Consider the following 17,430-nt stretch of genomic DNA (forward strand, 5'->3'; position numbering starts at 1 on the left):
CCGTCTTTCATCATTTCGACACCTCAATTGCGGATTACGCCACCCGACAATGCATGAGCGGCATGAGCAGGATGGTGTGCTGCCGACGTGAACGACACAATGCCGTCAAAATAGGTCCGGTATTCGAAATTCGTATAGGGGGTTTTCCCCCCATATGGCTCGGCTCTGCAATTCAGTGGCCTCGCTGAACGAACTTAATGCCAGCCGCGACTATGGACCGAGCAGGCCTTGACTCGGCGAACACGCGTCGGATGCCGGTGCAGTACGGCGCACGGAGCAGGCCCACGGCCGTCGATAGGGCCGGCACCACCGTCGCGCTGCACCTGCCGAAGGCTGGCAACGATGTCGCCCCAAGGGCGCGAAGCGCTGCAATGAGACAAGCACCGCGCACACCGATAACGATGCAGGGTTTTTCGCATGGGCAGCACATCCGGCCAGTTTCAGCCTCGCCTCAACGAAGTAAGGGAATGCCCTTATCCACTTTTCAAATAGACGGCCGCCTTTGGCGACATTGTTTATCGGACGGTGAAGCGCGATCATTCACCCATGCCGCCATGTTCCGGGCGGACCAGTCCAAGAATGGGAGCGCATGCAATGACTAAATTGGAATTTAGGAGAAACCAAAATGAAAATTAAAACGCTGCTGGTCGCCCTGTGCGCAACGTCCATTCCATTTGCGGCATTCGCGTACGATGGAAAGGAACTTAAGTTCGGAGTCGACAGCGCTTACCCGCCATTTGAGTCGAAAACCCCGAGTGGCGATCTCGTTGGATTTGACATCGATCTGGGTAATGCAATTTGCGCGAAGCTCAAGGTGAAGTGCGTCTGGGTTGAAAACTCGTTCGACGGCATGATTCCCGCGTTGCAGGCCCGCAAGTTCGACGCGATCAATTCGTCAATGTCGCAGACCGAGGAGCGCGCGAAGGCAATCGATTTCAGCCACAAGATATACGCCAACTTCGAAGCGCTGGTTGTAAGGCGCGGCTCGGCTCTGGTGGCAACGCCCGAATCGCTCAACGGAAAGCATATCGGAGTCTTGCAGGGAAGCACACAGCAAGCCTATGCACGGAAGCATTGGACGAATGGCGTTGACATTGTGCCCTACCCTTCGCAAGACCAGGTGTGGAATGACCTCGCGGGTGGGCGGCTCGATGCGGCACTGGCTTCGGGGCCGACCGCTGAATCGGGATTCCTGAAGACTTCGCAGGGTCGTGATTTCGGTTTCGCGCGAGGTCCGGCCATCCACGACACCGCCATCTTCGGTCCCGGCGTCAGCATCGGTGTGAGAAAGGGTGACAGAGCCCTGCTCGACGCAATCAACGGTGCGATCGACAGTCTCCGCAAGGACGGGACGTATGACCGAATTGCGAAGAAGTACTTCACATTCGATATTTACGGCGGTTAATCGACGTCAACTGCCCAGCAAAACAGACCGCGTGCCCGACCCAGGGTTGCGCACAAAGAAGCATCGTGCCCCACAATATAACCTTTGGAGACCTTAATGAAAATGAAACTTCTTGCAGCTTTCGTGATGTCAGCCGCCGCAGCTCCCACAATGGCCCAAAGTACCGTGACGCTCTACGGTCTGATCGATGAAGGAATCAACTATACGAACAACGTCGTTGGCAACAAGCTGTTCGAGCTCCAGAGCGGTACGGTCCAGGGTAAGCGGTGAATTAGGCGCACATGGTTTCCTGGGGCGGGACGGCGCAGTATGTGTCCACCTAACTGACAGGTGGACACATGACGCAGAATCCCTCAGATCCCTTGAAGCTTGAACCCGTCGGCGTGAGCAGTGATGGCCGGCGACGCCACTGAAACCGAGATTGTCGCCGCCTTTCTTTGCCGCAGTCGTTGTGCCGTCGCCGTGAATGATCGACAGATCGAGCAACTGGTCCTGCTGGAGTCGGCGTACTGAGGCCAGAAATATCGCGTCGAAACATCCGCTCGCCTGCCGGCGACGAAAGATCCGGTAAATGCTCGTCGGATGGATTTCGCGTCGACCCTGCTGATTCCTGTCGATCGGCAGCATGTGCCACTGGCAGCCAAGGTACAGCGCCCTTCAGGATGTAGTTGAAGATCCTGTACAACGGCAGTCGCGGCAGCGGGCCTCGACGACCCCGTGACAAATGAGGCAAGACAAATTCGTTGAATTGCGCTTCGCTCAATTCCACCGGAATCCGTTGTCGGGCTTGGCGTTGGGCCATTTTCCATCAGCAAAGCGATGGATTCTAGCCGCTTCGACGACAACCGCTCCAATCCCTTACCCAGCCGGCCTCTCCGCCCGTTTTAACCCCTCTGCAACCAGTAGCATTGAGGACTGACATGGCTTCCGAAAAACTCAAAGCAGCGATCATCGGCTCCGGCAACATCGGCACGGACCTGATGATCAAGATCATGCGTCGCAGCTTGCACCTGGAAGTGGCGGCGATGGTCGGCATCGACGCCGCTTCCGACGGTCTCGCGCGCGCCGCGCAGCTCGGCGTCGCGACAACCCACGAGGGCGTTCAGGGATTGGCGCGTTTGCCGGTCTTCGAGGACATCGAGTTTGTGTTCGATGCAACCTCCGCCGGCGCGCATGTGAAGAACGACGCTTTCCTGCGCGCGCTCAAGCCCGGCATCCGGATGATCGACCTGACGCCCGCCGCGATCGGCCCGTACTGCGTGCCGGTCGTCAATCTCGATGCGCATCTCGATGCGCCGAACGTGAACATGGTCACGTGCGGCGGGCAGGCGACCATTCCGATGGTGGCGGCGGTGTCGCGCGTGGCGAAGGTCCACTATGCGGAAATCGTCGCATCGATCAGCAGCAAGTCGGCTGGCCCCGGCACGCGCGCGAACATCGACGAGTTCACCGAGACCACGTCGAAGGCGATTGAAGCGGTCGGCGGCGCGGCGAAGGGCAAGGCGATTATCGTGCTGAATCCGGCCGAGCCGCCGCTGATGATGCGCGACACGGTCTATGTGCTGTCCGAACTCGCGGAGCGCGCGCAGGTCGAAGCCTCGATCGAGGAGATGGCGCGCGCGGTGAACGCGTATGTGCCTGGCTACCGTCTCAAGCAGAAGGTGCAGTTCGACGAGATTCCTGCCGACTCGCCGCTCAACATCCCCGGACTTGGCCGCTTCGGCGGACTCAAGACCTCGGTGTTCATTGAGGTCGAAGGCGCAGCACACTATCTGCCGGCGTATGCGGGCAATCTGGACATCATGACCTCCGCCGCGCTCGCGACCGCCGAGCGCATGGCCCAATCGCTCGCGAACGCGTAGGGAGCACACCGACATGGGCAAGAAGCTTTATATCTCCGATGTGACGTTGCGCGACGGCATGCACGCCATCCGCCATCAGTACTCAATCAAGAACGTGCAGGACATCGCACGCGCGCTCGACAAGGCGAAAGTGGACAGTATCGAAGTCGCGCACGGCGATGGTCTGCAAGGCTCCAGCTTCAATTACGGATTTGGTGCACACAGCGATCTCGAATGGATTGCGGCGGCGGCCGACGTCGTGAGCCACGCGACCATCGCGACACTGCTGTTGCCCGGCATCGGCACGATTCACGATTTGAAGGCCGCGTATGAGGCGGGCGCGCGCGTGGTGCGCGTCGCGACGCATTGCACCGAAGCGGACATTTCGATGCAGCACATCGAATATGCGCGTGAACTCGGCATGGACACGGTCGGCTTCCTGATGATGAGCCACATGACGACCCCGGAAAACCTCGCCGTTCAAGCGCAGAAGATGGAGAGCTACGGCGCGACCTGCATCTATGTCGTGGACTCGGGTGGCGCGATGAACATGAGCGACATTCGTGCGCGCTTCAGGGCGCTTAAGGGCGTGCTAAAGCCCGAAACGCAGACCGGCATGCATGCCCACCACAACCTGTCGCTCGGCGTCGCCAATTCGATCGTCGCGGTGGAAGAAGGGTGTGACCGCGTCGACGCGAGTCTCGCCGGCATGGGAGCGGGCGCGGGCAATGCGCCGCTCGAAGTGTTCATCGCCGCGGCGCAGCGTCTGGGCTGGAACCACGGCACTGACCTGTACACGCTGATGGACGCAGCCGATGACATCGTGCGTCCGCTGCAGGACCGTCCGGTGCGCGTCGACCGCGAGACGCTCGCGCTCGGTTACGCAGGCGTTTATTCGAGCTTCCTGCGTCACTCTGAGGTGGCCGCGAAGAAGTACGGCCTGAAGACCGTCGACATTCTCGTCGAACTCGGCAAGCGCCGCATGGTGGGCGGCCAGGAAGACATGATCGTCGACGTCGCGCTGGATTTGACGCGGGCACTCGAAAGCCAAAGCTGAAGCAGCACTCGCGGCGCCTGCGCTTGAACGCAGCCGCCGCGTGTTCGCAGATCCTGCCAACAGCGTATCGGAGAGTGAACCATTCCGAATTAGTAAGGACTTTCCCTATCTCGGCGGATGATTGAGACTCGCCAACCCATCCGCGAAGGAGAAAGTCATGGACACGATTACTCGAATCGGCGTGGATCTCGCCAAAAATGTGATGCAGCTACACGGCGTGGACAGCATAGAGCGCGTGGTGGTGAAGAAAGCGATTGCACGGTCAAAGTTGCTGGCAGGTTTGCGAACCTCGCGCCTTGCCTGGTCGCGATGGAAGCGTGCAGTGCGGCGCATTACTGGGCGCGCCGGTTGCGCGCGCTCGGGCACGAAGTCCGGCTCATCGCGCCCCAGTTTGCAGCCCCGTATCGTAAAGGCGGCAAGCACGTGAAGAACGATGCGCTAGATGCCGAGGCGATCTGCGCGGCGGCAAGCCGCCCGCAAATGCGCTTCGTGACGATCAAAACGCCCGAGCAGCAAAGTGTGCTCGTGATACACCGCATGCGAAATGGTTTCATCGAGGAGCGCACCGCGCTGGTCAACCGGCTACGCGCTCTGCTGGTTGAATTTGGCGTATTCCTGCCGCAAGGCATCGACGCATTGCGCGCCCGCTTCGTCGAGGCACTCGAGGACGCGAGCAACGAAATGAATGGTTCGGCGCGTACCGCGCTCATGCGAGGTCTGCAACACTGGCAAGCGCTGGATCAGGAAATCGCCTGGTTCGACGCGCAGGTCGCTGCCCACGCGAAAGCCGACAGCGAAGCGCAGCGGCTGATGGCCATCGTGGGTGTCGGCCCTCTCACCGCATCAGCGGCGATCGCGACCGTCGGTGATGCGCGCCAGTTCAAGAACGGACGACAATTTGCCGGCTGGCTTGGCGTGGTGCCGAAGCAGGCGAGCAGCGGCGGTAAGACCCGGCTGGGCCGTATCACAAAACAGGGCAACGACTATCTGCGCACGCTGTTTTACCAGGGTGCACGCTCCGCCGTCATGACGGCCCCTCGACGCAACGACCGCCTGTCGCGCTGGATCGTCCAGTTGCGGGCACGGGTCGGCTGGTACCGCACGCTGGTCGCCGTGGCCAACAAGCATGCGCGGATCCTGTGGGCGATTCTCGCCAAGGGCGAACGCTTCGATCCGTCACATGTTCCGAATGGCCGTGCTACCGCCGACCATGGCACCGCATGAAGATTCGGGCGCACGATGAACCGGTACTGCAGTACACCTCGCAAGGTGTCTTCGTAATCAGGAACGCAAAGCAAGGATAGCGACAGGTCAGACCGGCAGCAGGCGAACTCGACCAGCCCCCGGGCGACAGTTGTATGTACGCCGTTTTCCGGATGGGGTCCTGCTGCGCGGTTACTATCCGGGCCCGGGCGCGCGATGACTACGCCCATGAAGTGCGACTCTGACCGGGATATCGCACGATCGAAGACCATGGGGCGCAAGAAGATTGCGCAGGTGCGGGAGATTGCCGCTACGAACGGATGGTTGGGGCGCGAAGCGGCTTTACCTGACGAACACGTAATGGCCGCTTTACTGGATCGCAAAGAGGCGCCGCTACCATCGAGTTGCGTTTCAACTTTGGAGCCGTGGCGGGAGCAGATCACCAAGTGGCGGGCAACCGGAGTTCAATGCACGACGATCCACGCCACGCTCGTTCGCAACCACGGACACGGCGGCAGCTATTCGTCGGTCTATCGGTTCCTTCTGCATATAGACGCATCGCACACGCCCGACGTGCCGCTGCGCCTGGAATTCAAGCCGAAGCGGCACAGGTTGATTTCGGCGCCGGTCCGATGATGGCCGACGCGCTCACTGGCGAGATCCACAAGACATGGTTCTTCGTCATGACCCTGGCCTGGTCGCGCCACCAATATGTTGAGTTTGTACGGGACCTAACGGTAGCGACCTGGCTGGGATGTCACCGGCAGAGTTCAAGCAGATGGTGCCAGTCGCGCCCGTTACGTGCAAGACGTGATGCGTCCATGCATAGGACCGCTCCGACTTCGCCAGCACACAGTAGTGCCACGAGACGCTCGAAGCCAGGCCGGGCGACTGCGCCGCTGGCAGAACGGCCCATATCGTCATCGATAACCTCGACATCGCGAAATCCCCGGACATAGACCACCGCTTTACGCTTAAGAAGGAGCTCAGGCAAACGATCAACGTTCGTCATCGTTATGCTCCTTTGGCGTGGTAACGCCGGCGGCCTGCATCAGCAGGCTCGCCAAATGGGTGATTGCTTTTGCGCGCTGTGCCGCGTTCATCCTCTGCAGTTCGAGGGTGTTCCGAACGTCATGTTCATCTGACGCGGTATCGACGGTAACGATCGCAGACTTGCTGGAACGGCGTTTGGAAGCTTGCCCATTGCGTTTCTCCCGGACGATGTAGGAACCGTCCGGGGAGTTTCCTCGCAAATGCTGATCAGCAAGCAACTGATGCAGGTTACGCAACGCCGCCAAAGTGACCTTGGGTTCACCTGACTCCATGGCAGAGCATACTGCCGCATCCAGCATCCCCTCTGCCACCATTCGCACTACACCTGGGTCGGCCTCGATGTGAACTACACGCCCGCCGCCGCGCTGGTCAATGTCCCTGACCTTGACGCGGCGACCGTACAGTGGATGCCAGCGATAACGAACTTCAAGTTCCTGCCCGATATGGGCAGAATGAACGGGCAATGGCAGATGCCGAGTCAAGACAGGCATGGGTCGCATGGCAGGCGCCTGGATCAATGACGCACGTCGGCGTCGGGGGCAAACAGGATGCACCCGGACTGTCAATCCTGTTCCTTTGATCAGCAACGTGACAACACCCCAAAAGCGCTTATGCGCTGCACGCATAAGCGCTTATCCTGGCTGGCCTCGATCAACACCGTCATACCACGAAGTTAGAACTTGTGGCGGATTGCAGCACGGATCACGAACTGATTCTGCGTCGACGAAGCATCCGCGGCACCTGGGACATAAGCCAGGTCCAGTGCGGTGTTCGTTTTGTCGCCAGCCACCTTCTGATACGCGCCCTGAAGGTAAAAATCGGTCCGCTTCGAGAGGTTGTAGTCGGCCATCAGACCAACCGAGTGGATCTTCGGGCTCTCTGTCCCCGACGAAGCCTCGAAGCGCTCAAGTGTATAAACATATTGCGCACCCGCATAGAAAGCTGGGGTGAACTGGTACTTGAAGTTCAGTTCGAAGTTCTGGAACTTGAGCGCGTTCAGCGTACCGGTAGTCGGCAGAATCGAGCCGGAAATGTAGGTCGTCGAGAGCGGCGAGGTAATGTCCGTTTTCGTGTACACGAAGCCAGCGGTTGCGGAGCCGAAGGTATAGTTGACGCCACCGCCGAAAATCCGCAAGCGCTTGGCGAGGAAGTTCTCGTCACCACCGTTATTGACCGCACCACCGGCGCTCGCTGATGGGTTGTTGGCCTGCAGATAGGCTGCGGCAACCAGCAAACCACCGTTCGCATACTGGCCGCCGAGGCTGTATTGACGGTTGTTCGCGAAGTTCGTGTCGTTGCTGAAGCTGTACGTTCCACCAAACTGGAAGCCCGCAAAGGTCGGGCTCGAGTACTTGACCGTGTTGTTCACGCGGAACGTGTTGTCGGTGTTGTCGTTGTCGTACGGATGCGCGAACAGATAGCCGGCCCAATTGCCGTTCGCCGTGGTCTGTGCGAGGTAGTCGACGAGCGAATCGTACTGGCGCCCCAAGGTGACCGTTCCGAAACGGCTGTCAGAAAGCCCCACAAAGGCCTGCCGGCCGAAACCCAGGCCGCCCTCCCCGAGCTTCCCGTTGTTGACATTAAAACCGCTCTCGATCTGGAACAGCGTCTTGACGCCGCCGCCGAGATCCTCCGAGCCCTTCAGCCCCCAGCGGCTGCCTTGCGCGTAACCGCTCTGGAGTTCATATACCTTGTTGCCGCCTACGTTGTTGGTGTAGTCAAGACCTTCGTCGATGAGCCCGTAAAGGGTAACAGTGCTCTGAGCAAAGGCAGGCACCGCAGACGCAGCAACGATTAATGCAACCAGCAGCTTTTGCTTCATCTCCAAACTCCATTATAAGTTATATTTAATGTAATTAATTGACTTCTCACACACATTAATATGTATATCTAAATAAATAATATACGCCACCTCCATATATATAAATAACGCACACTCAAAGATTTTATTGCAGGGAAGGATGCGATATCAGGATCGACACCAATCCTCGCAACTTAGCGCGCTCGTACTTGTAAACACGGGGCTGAGCGGGTAGGATGCAGGCTGTCGTAGTCCTCATTATTTCACGATATGAACTCGGGTTATCCCTATACTGAGCGAGTTCATCAGCTACCTTCATTCGGCGGAACTGCGCACGCGTCATGTTGCCGATCCGAGGCATTTCATCCGTCGCCACAAGCTGGATTTCACCACACTGATCAGTTGGTTTCTCGGCTGCAACCGTGCCTGCGTGCAGACGGAGCTCGACCGCTTCTTCGCGGTGCTGCATAACCAGGCCGAACTGGTGCGAGGCGCAAGCGCCCAGGCACTTTACAAAGCCCGGCAGAACCTGCCGCACACTGTGTTCACCGATCTGACGCGGCATCTGCTTGCGCTCGCCGAACAGCACATCGGCATGCCGCGTTGGCATGGGCTGCGTGTAGTGGCCGTCGACGCGAGCGATGTGAGGCTGACTTCGCGCGATGCCACGCGTCGCGTGATCCAGTTTGCCAAGGTCTTCGCGCTGTACCTGCCCGGCGTCGAGATGATGTTGCATGCGACGCTGTACGGCACTGATACCGGCGAGCGGCAGATGCTGTTCGAGCACCTTGATCTGCTGGGCGAAAATGATCTGCTCGTGCTCGACCGCGGTTATCCCGCCTCGTGGCTGATGACCGCACTCCAGAGGCGCGCGATCAAATTCTGCATGCGTATTGACGGAATCGGCGGCGCTGCCGTCACGACGTTCCTGCGCAGCGGTGCAGCCGAGGCAATCGTCACGTTGCCACCGCCAAACCGCCCGGACGCGAGCGACTACGAAATTGAACGCGAGCCGGTCACGGTGCGCCTGATCCGCCTGCCGACACCCGAGGGCCGCGTGCGAGTGCTCGCGACCAATCTGCTGGATACATGCACCTGGCCTGCCGCCGGCTTCGCCGCGCTGTACCACCAGAGGTGGCGAATTGAGGAAGCGATCAAACGGATCAAGCATCGACTTGATCTGGAGGCCGCCTCCGGACTGAGCTGGCTGACGCATCAGCAGGATCTCGCGGCGAAGATCCTCAGCGACAACCTCAGCGCGCTGCTGTGCCTGGAAGCACTCCGCGAACGCGACGGCGTGATCGGCGAAGATACGCCTACCGTGCTCGGCTCGTCCAGCGGCGCACTGCTGAAGCTCAACCGCACTCGCGCATTTGCCCACATCCGCCAGTGCTTGCCTCGCTGGCTGCGCGATCGCTGCGCGCCACCCCTCGATGATCTGATTCGTCCGCTTCGTCATATCGCCGACAATGTCATTCGCTTCGTTCCAGACCGGGCACGACCTCGTCCCTCTCAACCCAAGCCACACAAGGCATTCGCCTCCAAGGCCGTCATGTAGTCATCCTTAAGTTGCGAGGATTGTGCTCGTAGCGGGCGACCAGCGACGACCCTGCGCCAGGACTCCAATGTGCTGCGCCCTACTTCGCCAACGCCCCGGTCACTGTTGGGATCTCACGCGTCCGACGCGATTTCGCGCCGCACCTGCGCGGAGAGTTAAAGTAGCCGCCCCAGAACACTTAAGACCCGCCGACGAAGCGGCCTTCCGCCGCAATGTCACTAAGTGGCTTGCGGTCACTAGGCATTTCCCTTGCCCGGAGCGAATCCGGAAGCAACGTTGCATCCCCGGCTCGGCCCAAGGCTACGCATGCTTCCACTGCAAAGTTGTCGGGAATAGCCAGATCATTCCGGATTTTTTCGCTGTTGATCCCAGCAAGGGCATGAGCGCCCCAGCCCGAGAGGCTAGCTTGCAGCGCAAGGAACGCCCAGGCCGCTCCTGCGTCGAACGAATGCGTAAGTAAAGGCACTTCTTCGTCCTTCCCAGGCATCCGAAATGTACACATTGACGCGACCACAATGATTGCTGCTGCGCGGGTGGCCCATAAACGATTGAAGTCACTCAGAAAGGACAGGAACATCTCCCAGGATTCTGTGTCCCGGCGGGCGTACATGAACCGCCACGGTTGCGCGTTGTAAGACGAGGGGGCCCAACGGGCAGCTTCGAGAATAGTGAGAAGCGCCCGCTCATCGATAGGATCTAATGTGAAAGCGCGAGGAGACCAGCGCTCGACAAACTGCGCATCAATTGGATAATCAGGTTTGCGAATTATATGGATAGCCATAGTCGGAATTTGATAACAGTCTATTCAAGACCAAAAACAGATCATTATGTGAGACGGACTTTTCTAGAGTTACTGCATTTCCGCCCAGGTCTGAACATATTCAGGCGATCAATCTAGGCCGCCTACGCGACTGCCGGGTTAAAAGCGTCTGGGCAGAGTCATTCATGGAGTTTGCAAGCTGCTGCGACTTCAGCTAACCATCGATCACGATGCTGCTTCATAAACGAAACAAATGCTCGCCCCACTTTCGACAACGGGCGACACTTCGGGTATAGCAGCCCAACCCTGAAGGTGATACACGGGTCCACGAGTCGAACATCGACCCGGTCAAGGTATCCGTGAACACTGAAAGGATCGATAAAACCGACACCCATTCCTAGTGCGGCCAACTCGCATGTCGAGTGAGAGAATGACGTATCGATACGCATAACACGGCTTACGTCTCGCGATTCAAATAGACGATCAACATGCGGCCGGTCTTGATAGTGCGCCGTGGTTGAGATAAATGAGCAACCTTCGAAATCCTCAGGTGAAAGCGTCGACTTTTTACCGAGATTGTGTCCCTTCTTCATAACCGCGTAGTAGGGAATGTTGCAGAATTCGTCTACCGAAAGATCTTCGCGGTCGTAAGGTACTTCTGCAAGACCAAGATCGATTCTTTCCGTCGCAATCCAGTCTTCCACCTTCGTGGAAGTTTGAACATCCAGTGAGATATCAACGTCTGGGTGAGCTTCGCAAAACCGGGCTATGACTGCCGGCAAAAAAGTTATTCCGAGGGCAGGCATGCATGCGATCGAAATGCCGCCTACGCGAAGTTTCCTCACATCAGCGGCAAGTTCTCCGATCTTTTGGTACGCACGGAATGTGTTCTCTACTTGCTCGTGGATCATCCTGCCTTCAGGCGTCGGCACGAGCCTGCCAGCAGCGCGGTTAAACAATGTCACGCCGAGCTCCTTTTCGAGCTCGGTGATCAAGCGACTCACCGATGGCTGAGACAGCCCCAGTAGATCCGCCGCACCATTTACAGTGCCGACCATCATGGTCGTGCGGAACGCTTCAAGTTGCCGGATGTTCATGATTTCCCAAGTGACTGTCCCCTTTCAGCAACCATCATCTATGGTTCGGACCGACATCGCAAGGGCGTGTCGGCCATGGTATTCACATGATCGAGGATTGCTGGTCCTTCTAAGTCGACACCGCCCAATCAAGCGCGCTTAAGACGAACGATCACACCGGCCGGCCAAGTTGAACGGGCAATCAAGACGCCTCGCATCAAGAGATTGATATCAATCCCTTAGACAAAAATCTGCAGTTTTATCTGCGATCATGCCGGACGCATACTCAGTGACATGACCGCACCAGCGTCTGCCAGTCAAATTCTTAGAGGCGCGCTTCGTGCAAAACCACGTTCGTGCCACAGAAGGCATCCCGCATCGACAGTCTCATTGAACGCAATCTCTCTAATTACGCCAACGATGATGGAGTGAGTGAATCCGTCATGCCGATCGCTGATTTCGCAGTCCAATGCGACGGTAGCATCAAGCAGGATCGGTGCACCGGTCTCGAGAGATGACCATTTGTTGGCGGCGAAACGGTCTTGCCCTTTGCGCTTGCGAAACGTATCAACGAGCCCGCAGTGCGCTGTCGAAAGAAGATTCACGGCAAAACTACCTGCGCCCAGGATTGCATCGTGGGACGAAGCGCACTTGTTCACGCAGACGATGACCGACGGTGGGTCGTCGGAGAGACTGCATACCGATGTCGCGATGAGGCCGACCGGCTTTGCGTCGCGCATTGCGGTAATAACTGTAACACCGGCAGCGAACAACGACATCGCCTGCTGGAAGTTACCTTTGGAATCGATGGTTTGCATTTCGGTCACCTGACTAGACTATGACGGATCACCCACGCTTGTAGACACTGGGTTTGAGCCCAAGGTTCTCGCGCAGAGTTCGTCCTTCATATCGGTCCCTGAACAACCCACGGCGGCGCAGTTCCGGGATGATGAAATCGCTAATGTCGTCCATACCGCCCGGAAGAATGGCCGGGCAAAAATTGAAGCCGTCTGCGCCATCATTCTTGAACCACTCTTCCATTTCATCAACGATGTCGCTGGCGGCTCCGATCACCAGGCGTACCGAGAAAGTCGATGCGACGCGCTGATAGAGTTGTCTAATTGAGAGGTTCTCGGCACGAGCCATCTCCAACAGGTTTGATGCAAGGCTCCTGAGTTTCTGCCCACCGACGTCTGGCACCGGCCCGTCGAGCGGATAGCCGGATAGGTCGCCGAGCGCGTTATAGAGCTCGGCCAGGCCGCTCAGCGGGTGGATAAGCTCCTGAAGCTGGTCGAACTTGTCTTGTGCCTCCTGCCTGGTCCTACCGACGAACGGTGTAATGCCCGGCATGATCAACAACTCGCCTGGCTCGCGACCATACTTCGCGAGCCGCCCCTTCAGATCGCCGTAGTAATCTTGCGCATGTTTCAGATTATGCGAATTGCTATAGACCACATCCGCGCATCTGGCGGCAAGCTCACGTCCGGCCTCGGAAGCTCCGGCCTGCACGATGATCGGCTCTCCTTGCGGAGTACGCGCGGAATTCAACGGGCCCCGTACCTGGAAATGCTTGCCCTTGTGGTTCGGCACGTGCAACTTGTCTTCGTGATAGAAAAGTCCGCTTTTCTTGTCTCGAACGAACGCGTCCTCCTCCCAACTCCGCCAAAGGGATCTGACAACGTCGACGAATTCGTCGGCTCGTTCGTACCGCTCTTCATAGGCAAGGTTCTCGTTCCTGTTGAAGTTTTGAGCTTCCTCATCTGACCACGAAGTGACGACATTCCATCCGGCGCGGCCGCCGCTGATGTGATCGATCGAAGCGTATTTCCGTGCGACGTGAAACGGTTCGTTGTAGGTGGTTGAGGCAGTTGCCACTAACCCGATGTTTGACGTGGTTGCACCCAGTGCGGCGAGAAGCGTGATCGGTTCCAACTCTGCATTCCGCATGTCACGCGCAAGAGATCCTTTCGGGTTGTCATTGGCGCGGATCCCAAGACCGTCAGCAAAGAAAACCATGTCGAGATGCGCCGCTTCCGCCTTGCGGGCCGTGTTCAGGAAATGTGCAAAGCTCAGCGCTCCGTCCGCCGGCACATCCGGATGCCTCCAGGCGCCAACGTGATAGCCGAGATATCTCATCGAAAGGCCGAGCCTCATTTTTCCGTCTTTAGTCATTGCATGCGCTCCCATTCTTGGACTGGTCCGCCCGGAACATGGCGGCATGGGTGAATGATCGCGCTTCACCGTCCGATAAACAATGTCGCCAAAGGCGGCCGTCTATTTGAAAAGTGGATAAGGGCATTCCCTTACTTCGTTGAGGCGAGGCTGAAACTGGCCGGATGTGCTGCCCATGCGAAAAACCCTGCATCGTTATCGGTGTGCGCGGTGCTTGTCTCATTGCAGCGCTTCGCGCCCTTGGGGCGACATCGTTGCCAGCCTTCGGCAGGTGCAGCGCGACGGTGGTGCCGGCCCTATCGACGGCCGTGGGCCTGCTCCGTGCGCCGTACTGCACCGGCATCCGACGCGTGTTCGCCGAGTCAAGGCCTGCTCGGTCCATAGTCGCGGCTGGCATTAAGTTCGTTCAGCGAGGCCACTGAATTGCAGAGCCGAGCCATATGGGGGGAAAACCCCCTATACGAATTTCGAATACCGGACCTATTTTGACGGCATTGTGTCGTTCACGTCGGCAGCACACCATCCTGCTCATGCCGCTCATGCATTGTCGGGTGGCGTAATCCGCAATTGAGGTGTCGAAATGATGAAAGACGGAAAATGAGGCTCGGCCTCTCGATGAGATATCTCGGCGATCATGTGGCCGCGTGGCGGCACTCGTCGGTCCGCGCCGATCCAGGTGCGCGGCCCGCTGAATTGCGCACACATCGTTCAGGCGGCCGCGTCCTGGGCCGGCCGGCAGCTTGCGGCGCACTGTGCCGACGTCCCCGTGTACTAAAAGACCGGGCCGCTCGCCCTGCTGCGCGCAACGATTCGATCCTCCATATCGCTTGTCCTGCATAAGCTTGTTGTTTTAAATCGCGGCGCGCGCATGGCGCGTCTCTATAACGGCTCCGGCGGCAACAATCCGACCGGCGCCGACTGCAAAGGAGATAAGATGCCGAACAGAACCAACACCCTTGACGCCGGTGTCTGCGCGACGCCCGTAAAAAATTCGGTCCGCGATGTCATCGCCGCCAACTTCGGCACGTTTTTCGAATGGTTCGACCTGCTCGTATATCGGTGAGCGGTTACCTGCCTGCCAGACGGCATACAGTGAATCCGTTCCTTCAGGTAATTGCCTAGCGTGCCATTCGGGCAATGAGAGTCGACATTCGCCGGCGATCAAATGATCTGCAAGTCGTGATTGTGGACAAGGGCGAAGGAGGCGTACAGGACCCACACATACACATGACACAATGGATGAGAGTGACAGCGCTGCGCCCGTGCTTGCGCACGAGGGCGCTCCACAGTCCGGAAATCCTTACCAATCGTTGTTACCTCTGGCGTGATCACGACTGGCAGCGCAGGCGCGGCAGGCCTAGCGCGCTTCCTACGCGGGGCTTCGTCGGACGCCCACGATGGATCACACGGAACCGCACCGCGCAAAATGAGGCTATTTCGATCCGGTAAATATGAGGAAACGCGAATCGACCGTGCAAGAATGCGCCGATCAGACCACCGCCTGAACCTGGATCTCGACGAAAATGTCTTCGCCCGCCAAACGCGATTCGACCGTCGCTCGTGCGGGCGGGCACTCCTTGTCGACCCATGCCTCCCATGCTTCATTCATCTCGTCGAAAGTACGAACGTCCCTCAACCAGATGTTCGCAACCGCGATGCGGGACTTGTCAGTTCCGACCGGCTGCAGATAACTGTCGATCTGAGCAAGGACGTCTGCTGTTTGCTCCCTGACACCGCGGGTCGTGTCTCGGGCGGTCAACCCCGATAGAAACGCAAAGCCATTGGCCACCAGAGCTTTGCTCAGCCTTCCTGTATTTCCTTGACGAATGATCATAAATTTCTCCGCTAAAGGATGAAGTGTCAGTCGCCGCATAGGTCGCAGGCGAACTACTTCCTGGCGATTCAGCCCCGCCTATCCGTAAATTGTCGGTTCCCAAACCGGAAGATGTATGGAAGATACTGCGTGAGGCATGGTCCTTCGGTGTGCGGATGTCAGCGTTATGGACGTTTGCCGCCCAGCAAACCCCAGGTGGCCGAAGTCCACCGCACGGTTCATGCGCGCATTACTTGCATAGCGTTTTATCGGTTGCAGCATCCTTGATCGCCTGGTGCTCGGTATGGTCGCCAATTGCCGCCAACTGGCCAAGTGTAAGAGGCTTTATGGGTGGTCTGATTCGGTAGTAGCCCGCGACTTCCGGGGAAACATGACGCTCTCGCGCGATAATCTCCGTGACTGTCAGTCCGCATAGTCGGCCCTGGCAGGGTCCCATGCCACATCGAGTGAACGCCTTCGTCTGATTGGGACCAACGCATCCGAGCGCGACCGACCGCCGAATCTCGGCCGCAGTGACCTCCTCGCATCTACAGACCAGCACGTCGTCTGCCGGAATTCGTGTTTCGTCGCCGGGTCGATACAACGCTTCGAGAAACGCCCGGACGTGAAGGTGCCCGGCAAGCTCCGAGCGTGCCCTGGCGACCCGCTTCTCAAACTCACCTCTTTCGATCCTGCCGTGACGCCGGCCTATCTCCAGCCCACAGACTTGTCCCTGCGTCGCCGCAGCCTTCGCTCCGGCGATGCCGCCTCCATCGCCTGCAACGAAGATGTCCGGTACGTCCAGTTCAAAAACATCGTTGCGCTTGGGTACCCAGCACAGCTGGCTCGTGTCCCAATGATGCGATGCCTGAAGCGACCAGGTGATCTGCGTATTCGGCACAATGCCCTGATGCAGCAGTATCAGGGCAGCTTCAATGCGTTGACGCTTCCTGCCTGCAATGAAGGTCAGTGCTGTGGCAACCGGCTTTCCTTCAACACGCAGTCCCGCTGCACCTCGGTACACCGGTACGCGTGCCGTTCGGAGCGCTCCCAGCAAGTTGAGGCCTTTCGTCAAGTCTCGCCACCCCAAGAGGGCGCTCCACCAATGTTTCGCCGCTCTGAATTTATCTGCAAGACTAGTGGTCTCGACGAAGGCACGGATGGGCACGCCCGCGCGCAAGTACTGCCAGGCGAGCAGATAGAGTAGTGGTCCACAACCTGCGAGCACTACCGGCTGCCCGGGTACCGTGCCCGATGCTTTCAGCAGAATCTGCGCGGCACCGGCGGTCATCACTCCGGGCGTAGTCCAGCCGGGAATCGGAAACGGTCTTTCCATTGCGCCCGTGGCGAGCACAATGTAACGGGCCAACAGGGACTTGCTCTGACCTCGTTGCGTGTAATGTACCGCACGCTCTTTGCTGACCAGCCATACCTGAGCGCCGGTTTCATGGCGAACATTGCTTGCGGAGAAGGCCTCAGCGATAGTGCTTCCAGACGCGTAGTCCGGCCCGAGCAAGTTAATACGTTTTTCGTCGGCGCGGGTAATAGACCGATAGATCTGGCCGCCAACGGTCATTTGTTCGTCAAGGAGCACAACCTTAAGTCCCGCGTGCGCGGCAGTGGTCGCGGCACTCATGCCTGCTGGTCCAGCACCGATAACTACGACATCAACTGATTCTGGCATCATCACT

At 58.4% G+C, this 17,430-nt stretch carries 15 protein-coding genes and 2 pseudogenes; 8 read left to right on the forward strand and 9 right to left on the reverse strand.

From position 1 onward, the window contains the following. Positions 1 to 625: 625 nt before the first annotated feature. From OKW35_RS10415 to OKW35_RS10440, 6 genes and pseudogenes are all read left to right on the forward strand, one after another. Positions 626 to 1,405 (forward strand): ABC transporter substrate-binding protein, encoded by a 780-nt coding sequence (locus OKW35_RS10415; RefSeq protein ID WP_429551857.1) that lies wholly within the window; start codon positions 626 to 628, stop codon positions 1,403 to 1,405. Positions 1,406 to 1,501: 96 nt separating this feature from the next. Continuing rightward, positions 1,502 to 1,675 (forward strand): porin, encoded by a 174-nt coding sequence (locus tag OKW35_RS10420; RefSeq protein WP_429551858.1) that lies wholly within the window; start codon positions 1,502 to 1,504, stop codon positions 1,673 to 1,675. 650 nt (positions 1,676 to 2,325) lie between these two features. Then, positions 2,326 to 3,267, forward strand: coding sequence for an acetaldehyde dehydrogenase (acetylating) (locus tag OKW35_RS10425; RefSeq protein WP_429551859.1), 942 nt, complete (start codon positions 2,326 to 2,328; stop codon positions 3,265 to 3,267). A 13-nt stretch (positions 3,268 to 3,280) separates the two neighbouring features. Then, positions 3,281 to 4,303, forward strand: coding sequence for a 4-hydroxy-2-oxovalerate aldolase (gene mhpE, locus OKW35_RS10430; protein WP_429551860.1), 1,023 nt, complete (start codon positions 3,281 to 3,283; stop codon positions 4,301 to 4,303). A 157-nt stretch (positions 4,304 to 4,460) separates the two neighbouring features. Continuing rightward, positions 4,461 to 5,527, forward strand: a pseudogene (locus OKW35_RS10435) (IS110 family transposase). A 195-nt stretch (positions 5,528 to 5,722) separates the two neighbouring features. Then, positions 5,723 to 6,276: pseudogene (locus OKW35_RS10440) on the forward strand (IS21 family transposase); the annotation flags it as partial. On the opposite strand, the gene OKW35_RS10445 reads toward OKW35_RS10440, so the two are convergent. The 3 genes from OKW35_RS10445 to OKW35_RS10455 all read right to left on the reverse strand — a co-directional run bounded on the left by OKW35_RS10445 (position 6,264) and on the right by OKW35_RS10455 (position 8,381). Then, complete coding sequence (locus OKW35_RS10445) at positions 6,264 to 6,518, reverse strand: recombinase family protein (RefSeq protein WP_429551861.1); 255 nt, start codon at positions 6,516 to 6,518, stop codon at positions 6,264 to 6,266. The pseudogene OKW35_RS10440 and the gene OKW35_RS10445 sit on opposite strands and share 13 nt — an antisense overlap. Then, a complete protein-coding gene (locus tag OKW35_RS10450) occupies positions 6,505 to 7,059 on the reverse strand; it encodes a hypothetical protein (protein ID WP_429551862.1) in 555 nt (184 codons plus the stop codon). Before OKW35_RS10450 ends, OKW35_RS10445 begins: the two co-directional genes overlap by 14 nt. Before the next feature lie 173 nt (positions 7,060 to 7,232). Next, a complete protein-coding gene (locus OKW35_RS10455; protein WP_429551863.1) occupies positions 7,233 to 8,381 on the reverse strand; it encodes a porin in 1,149 nt (382 codons plus the stop codon). 307 nt (positions 8,382 to 8,688) lie between these two features. On the opposite strand from OKW35_RS10455, the gene OKW35_RS10460 reads away from it, so the two are divergent. Then, positions 8,689 to 9,918: an IS4 family transposase gene (locus OKW35_RS10460; protein ID WP_429552136.1), complete on the forward strand. Its 1,230-nt coding sequence runs from the start codon at positions 8,689 to 8,691 to the stop codon at positions 9,916 to 9,918. Between the two features lie 178 nt (positions 9,919 to 10,096). On the opposite strand, the gene OKW35_RS10465 is transcribed toward OKW35_RS10460, so the two are convergent. The 4 genes from OKW35_RS10465 to OKW35_RS10480 form a co-directional block, all read right to left on the reverse strand. Next, a complete protein-coding gene (locus tag OKW35_RS10465; protein WP_429551864.1) occupies positions 10,097 to 10,699 on the reverse strand; it encodes a nitroreductase family protein in 603 nt (200 codons plus the stop codon). Positions 10,700 to 10,857: 158 nt separating this feature from the next. Then, positions 10,858 to 11,775: a LysR substrate-binding domain-containing protein gene (locus tag OKW35_RS10470; protein WP_429551865.1), complete on the reverse strand. Its 918-nt coding sequence runs from the start codon at positions 11,773 to 11,775 to the stop codon at positions 10,858 to 10,860. 296 nt (positions 11,776 to 12,071) lie between these two features. Continuing rightward, positions 12,072 to 12,572, reverse strand: a complete 501-nt coding sequence (locus OKW35_RS10475) for a flavin reductase family protein (RefSeq protein WP_429551866.1) — start codon at positions 12,570 to 12,572, stop codon at positions 12,072 to 12,074. Positions 12,573 to 12,600: 28 nt separating this feature from the next. Then, a complete protein-coding gene (locus OKW35_RS10480; RefSeq protein ID WP_429551867.1) occupies positions 12,601 to 13,926 on the reverse strand; it encodes an LLM class flavin-dependent oxidoreductase in 1,326 nt (441 codons plus the stop codon). 868 nt (positions 13,927 to 14,794) lie between these two features. Here OKW35_RS10480 and OKW35_RS10485 point away from each other — a divergent pair. Continuing rightward, a complete protein-coding gene (locus tag OKW35_RS10485; protein ID WP_429551868.1) occupies positions 14,795 to 14,989 on the forward strand; it encodes a hypothetical protein in 195 nt (64 codons plus the stop codon). Positions 14,990 to 15,415: 426 nt separating this feature from the next. Here the strand turns inward: OKW35_RS10485 and OKW35_RS10490 are convergent, their stop codons facing one another. Beyond that, a complete protein-coding gene (locus tag OKW35_RS10490; protein ID WP_429551869.1) occupies positions 15,416 to 15,760 on the reverse strand; it encodes a RidA family protein in 345 nt (114 codons plus the stop codon). Between the two features lie 229 nt (positions 15,761 to 15,989). Beyond that, complete coding sequence (locus tag OKW35_RS10495) at positions 15,990 to 17,426, reverse strand: FAD-dependent oxidoreductase (protein ID WP_429551870.1); 1,437 nt, start codon at positions 17,424 to 17,426, stop codon at positions 15,990 to 15,992. Positions 17,427 to 17,430 lie beyond the last annotated feature (4 nt).

Source organism: Paraburkholderia sp. MM5477-R1 (assembly GCF_050436385.1).
Taxonomy (GTDB): domain Bacteria; phylum Pseudomonadota; class Gammaproteobacteria; order Burkholderiales; family Burkholderiaceae; genus Paraburkholderia; species Paraburkholderia tuberum.

Excerpts from the sequence above, each read along its gene's own strand:
- OKW35_RS10415 (WP_429551857.1), top strand. The coding sequence starts at position 626 with ATGAAAATTAAAACGCTGCTGGTCGCCCTGTGCGCAACGTCCATTCCA.
- OKW35_RS10420 (WP_429551858.1), top strand. The coding sequence starts at position 1,502 with ATGAAAATGAAACTTCTTGCAGCTTTCGTGATGTCAGCCGCCGCAGCT.
- OKW35_RS10425 (WP_429551859.1), top strand. The coding sequence starts at position 2,326 with ATGGCTTCCGAAAAACTCAAAGCAGCGATCATCGGCTCCGGCAACATC.
- mhpE (WP_429551860.1), top strand. The coding sequence starts at position 3,281 with ATGGGCAAGAAGCTTTATATCTCCGATGTGACGTTGCGCGACGGCATG.
- OKW35_RS10445 (WP_429551861.1), bottom strand. The coding sequence starts at position 6,518 with ATGACGAACGTTGATCGTTTGCCTGAGCTCCTTCTTAAGCGTAAAGCG.
- OKW35_RS10450 (WP_429551862.1), bottom strand. The coding sequence starts at position 7,059 with ATGCGACCCATGCCTGTCTTGACTCGGCATCTGCCATTGCCCGTTCAT.
- OKW35_RS10455 (WP_429551863.1), bottom strand. The coding sequence starts at position 8,381 with ATGAAGCAAAAGCTGCTGGTTGCATTAATCGTTGCTGCGTCTGCGGTG.
- OKW35_RS10465 (WP_429551864.1), bottom strand. The coding sequence starts at position 10,699 with ATGGCTATCCATATAATTCGCAAACCTGATTATCCAATTGATGCGCAG.
- OKW35_RS10470 (WP_429551865.1), bottom strand. The coding sequence starts at position 11,775 with ATGAACATCCGGCAACTTGAAGCGTTCCGCACGACCATGATGGTCGGC.
- OKW35_RS10475 (WP_429551866.1), bottom strand. The coding sequence starts at position 12,572 with ATGCAAACCATCGATTCCAAAGGTAACTTCCAGCAGGCGATGTCGTTG.
- OKW35_RS10480 (WP_429551867.1), bottom strand. The coding sequence starts at position 13,926 with ATGACTAAAGACGGAAAAATGAGGCTCGGCCTTTCGATGAGATATCTC.
- OKW35_RS10485 (WP_429551868.1), top strand. The coding sequence starts at position 14,795 with ATGGCGCGTCTCTATAACGGCTCCGGCGGCAACAATCCGACCGGCGCC.
- OKW35_RS10490 (WP_429551869.1), bottom strand. The coding sequence starts at position 15,760 with ATGATCATTCGTCAAGGAAATACAGGAAGGCTGAGCAAAGCTCTGGTG.
- OKW35_RS10495 (WP_429551870.1), bottom strand. The coding sequence starts at position 17,426 with ATGATGCCAGAATCAGTTGATGTCGTAGTTATCGGTGCTGGACCAGCA.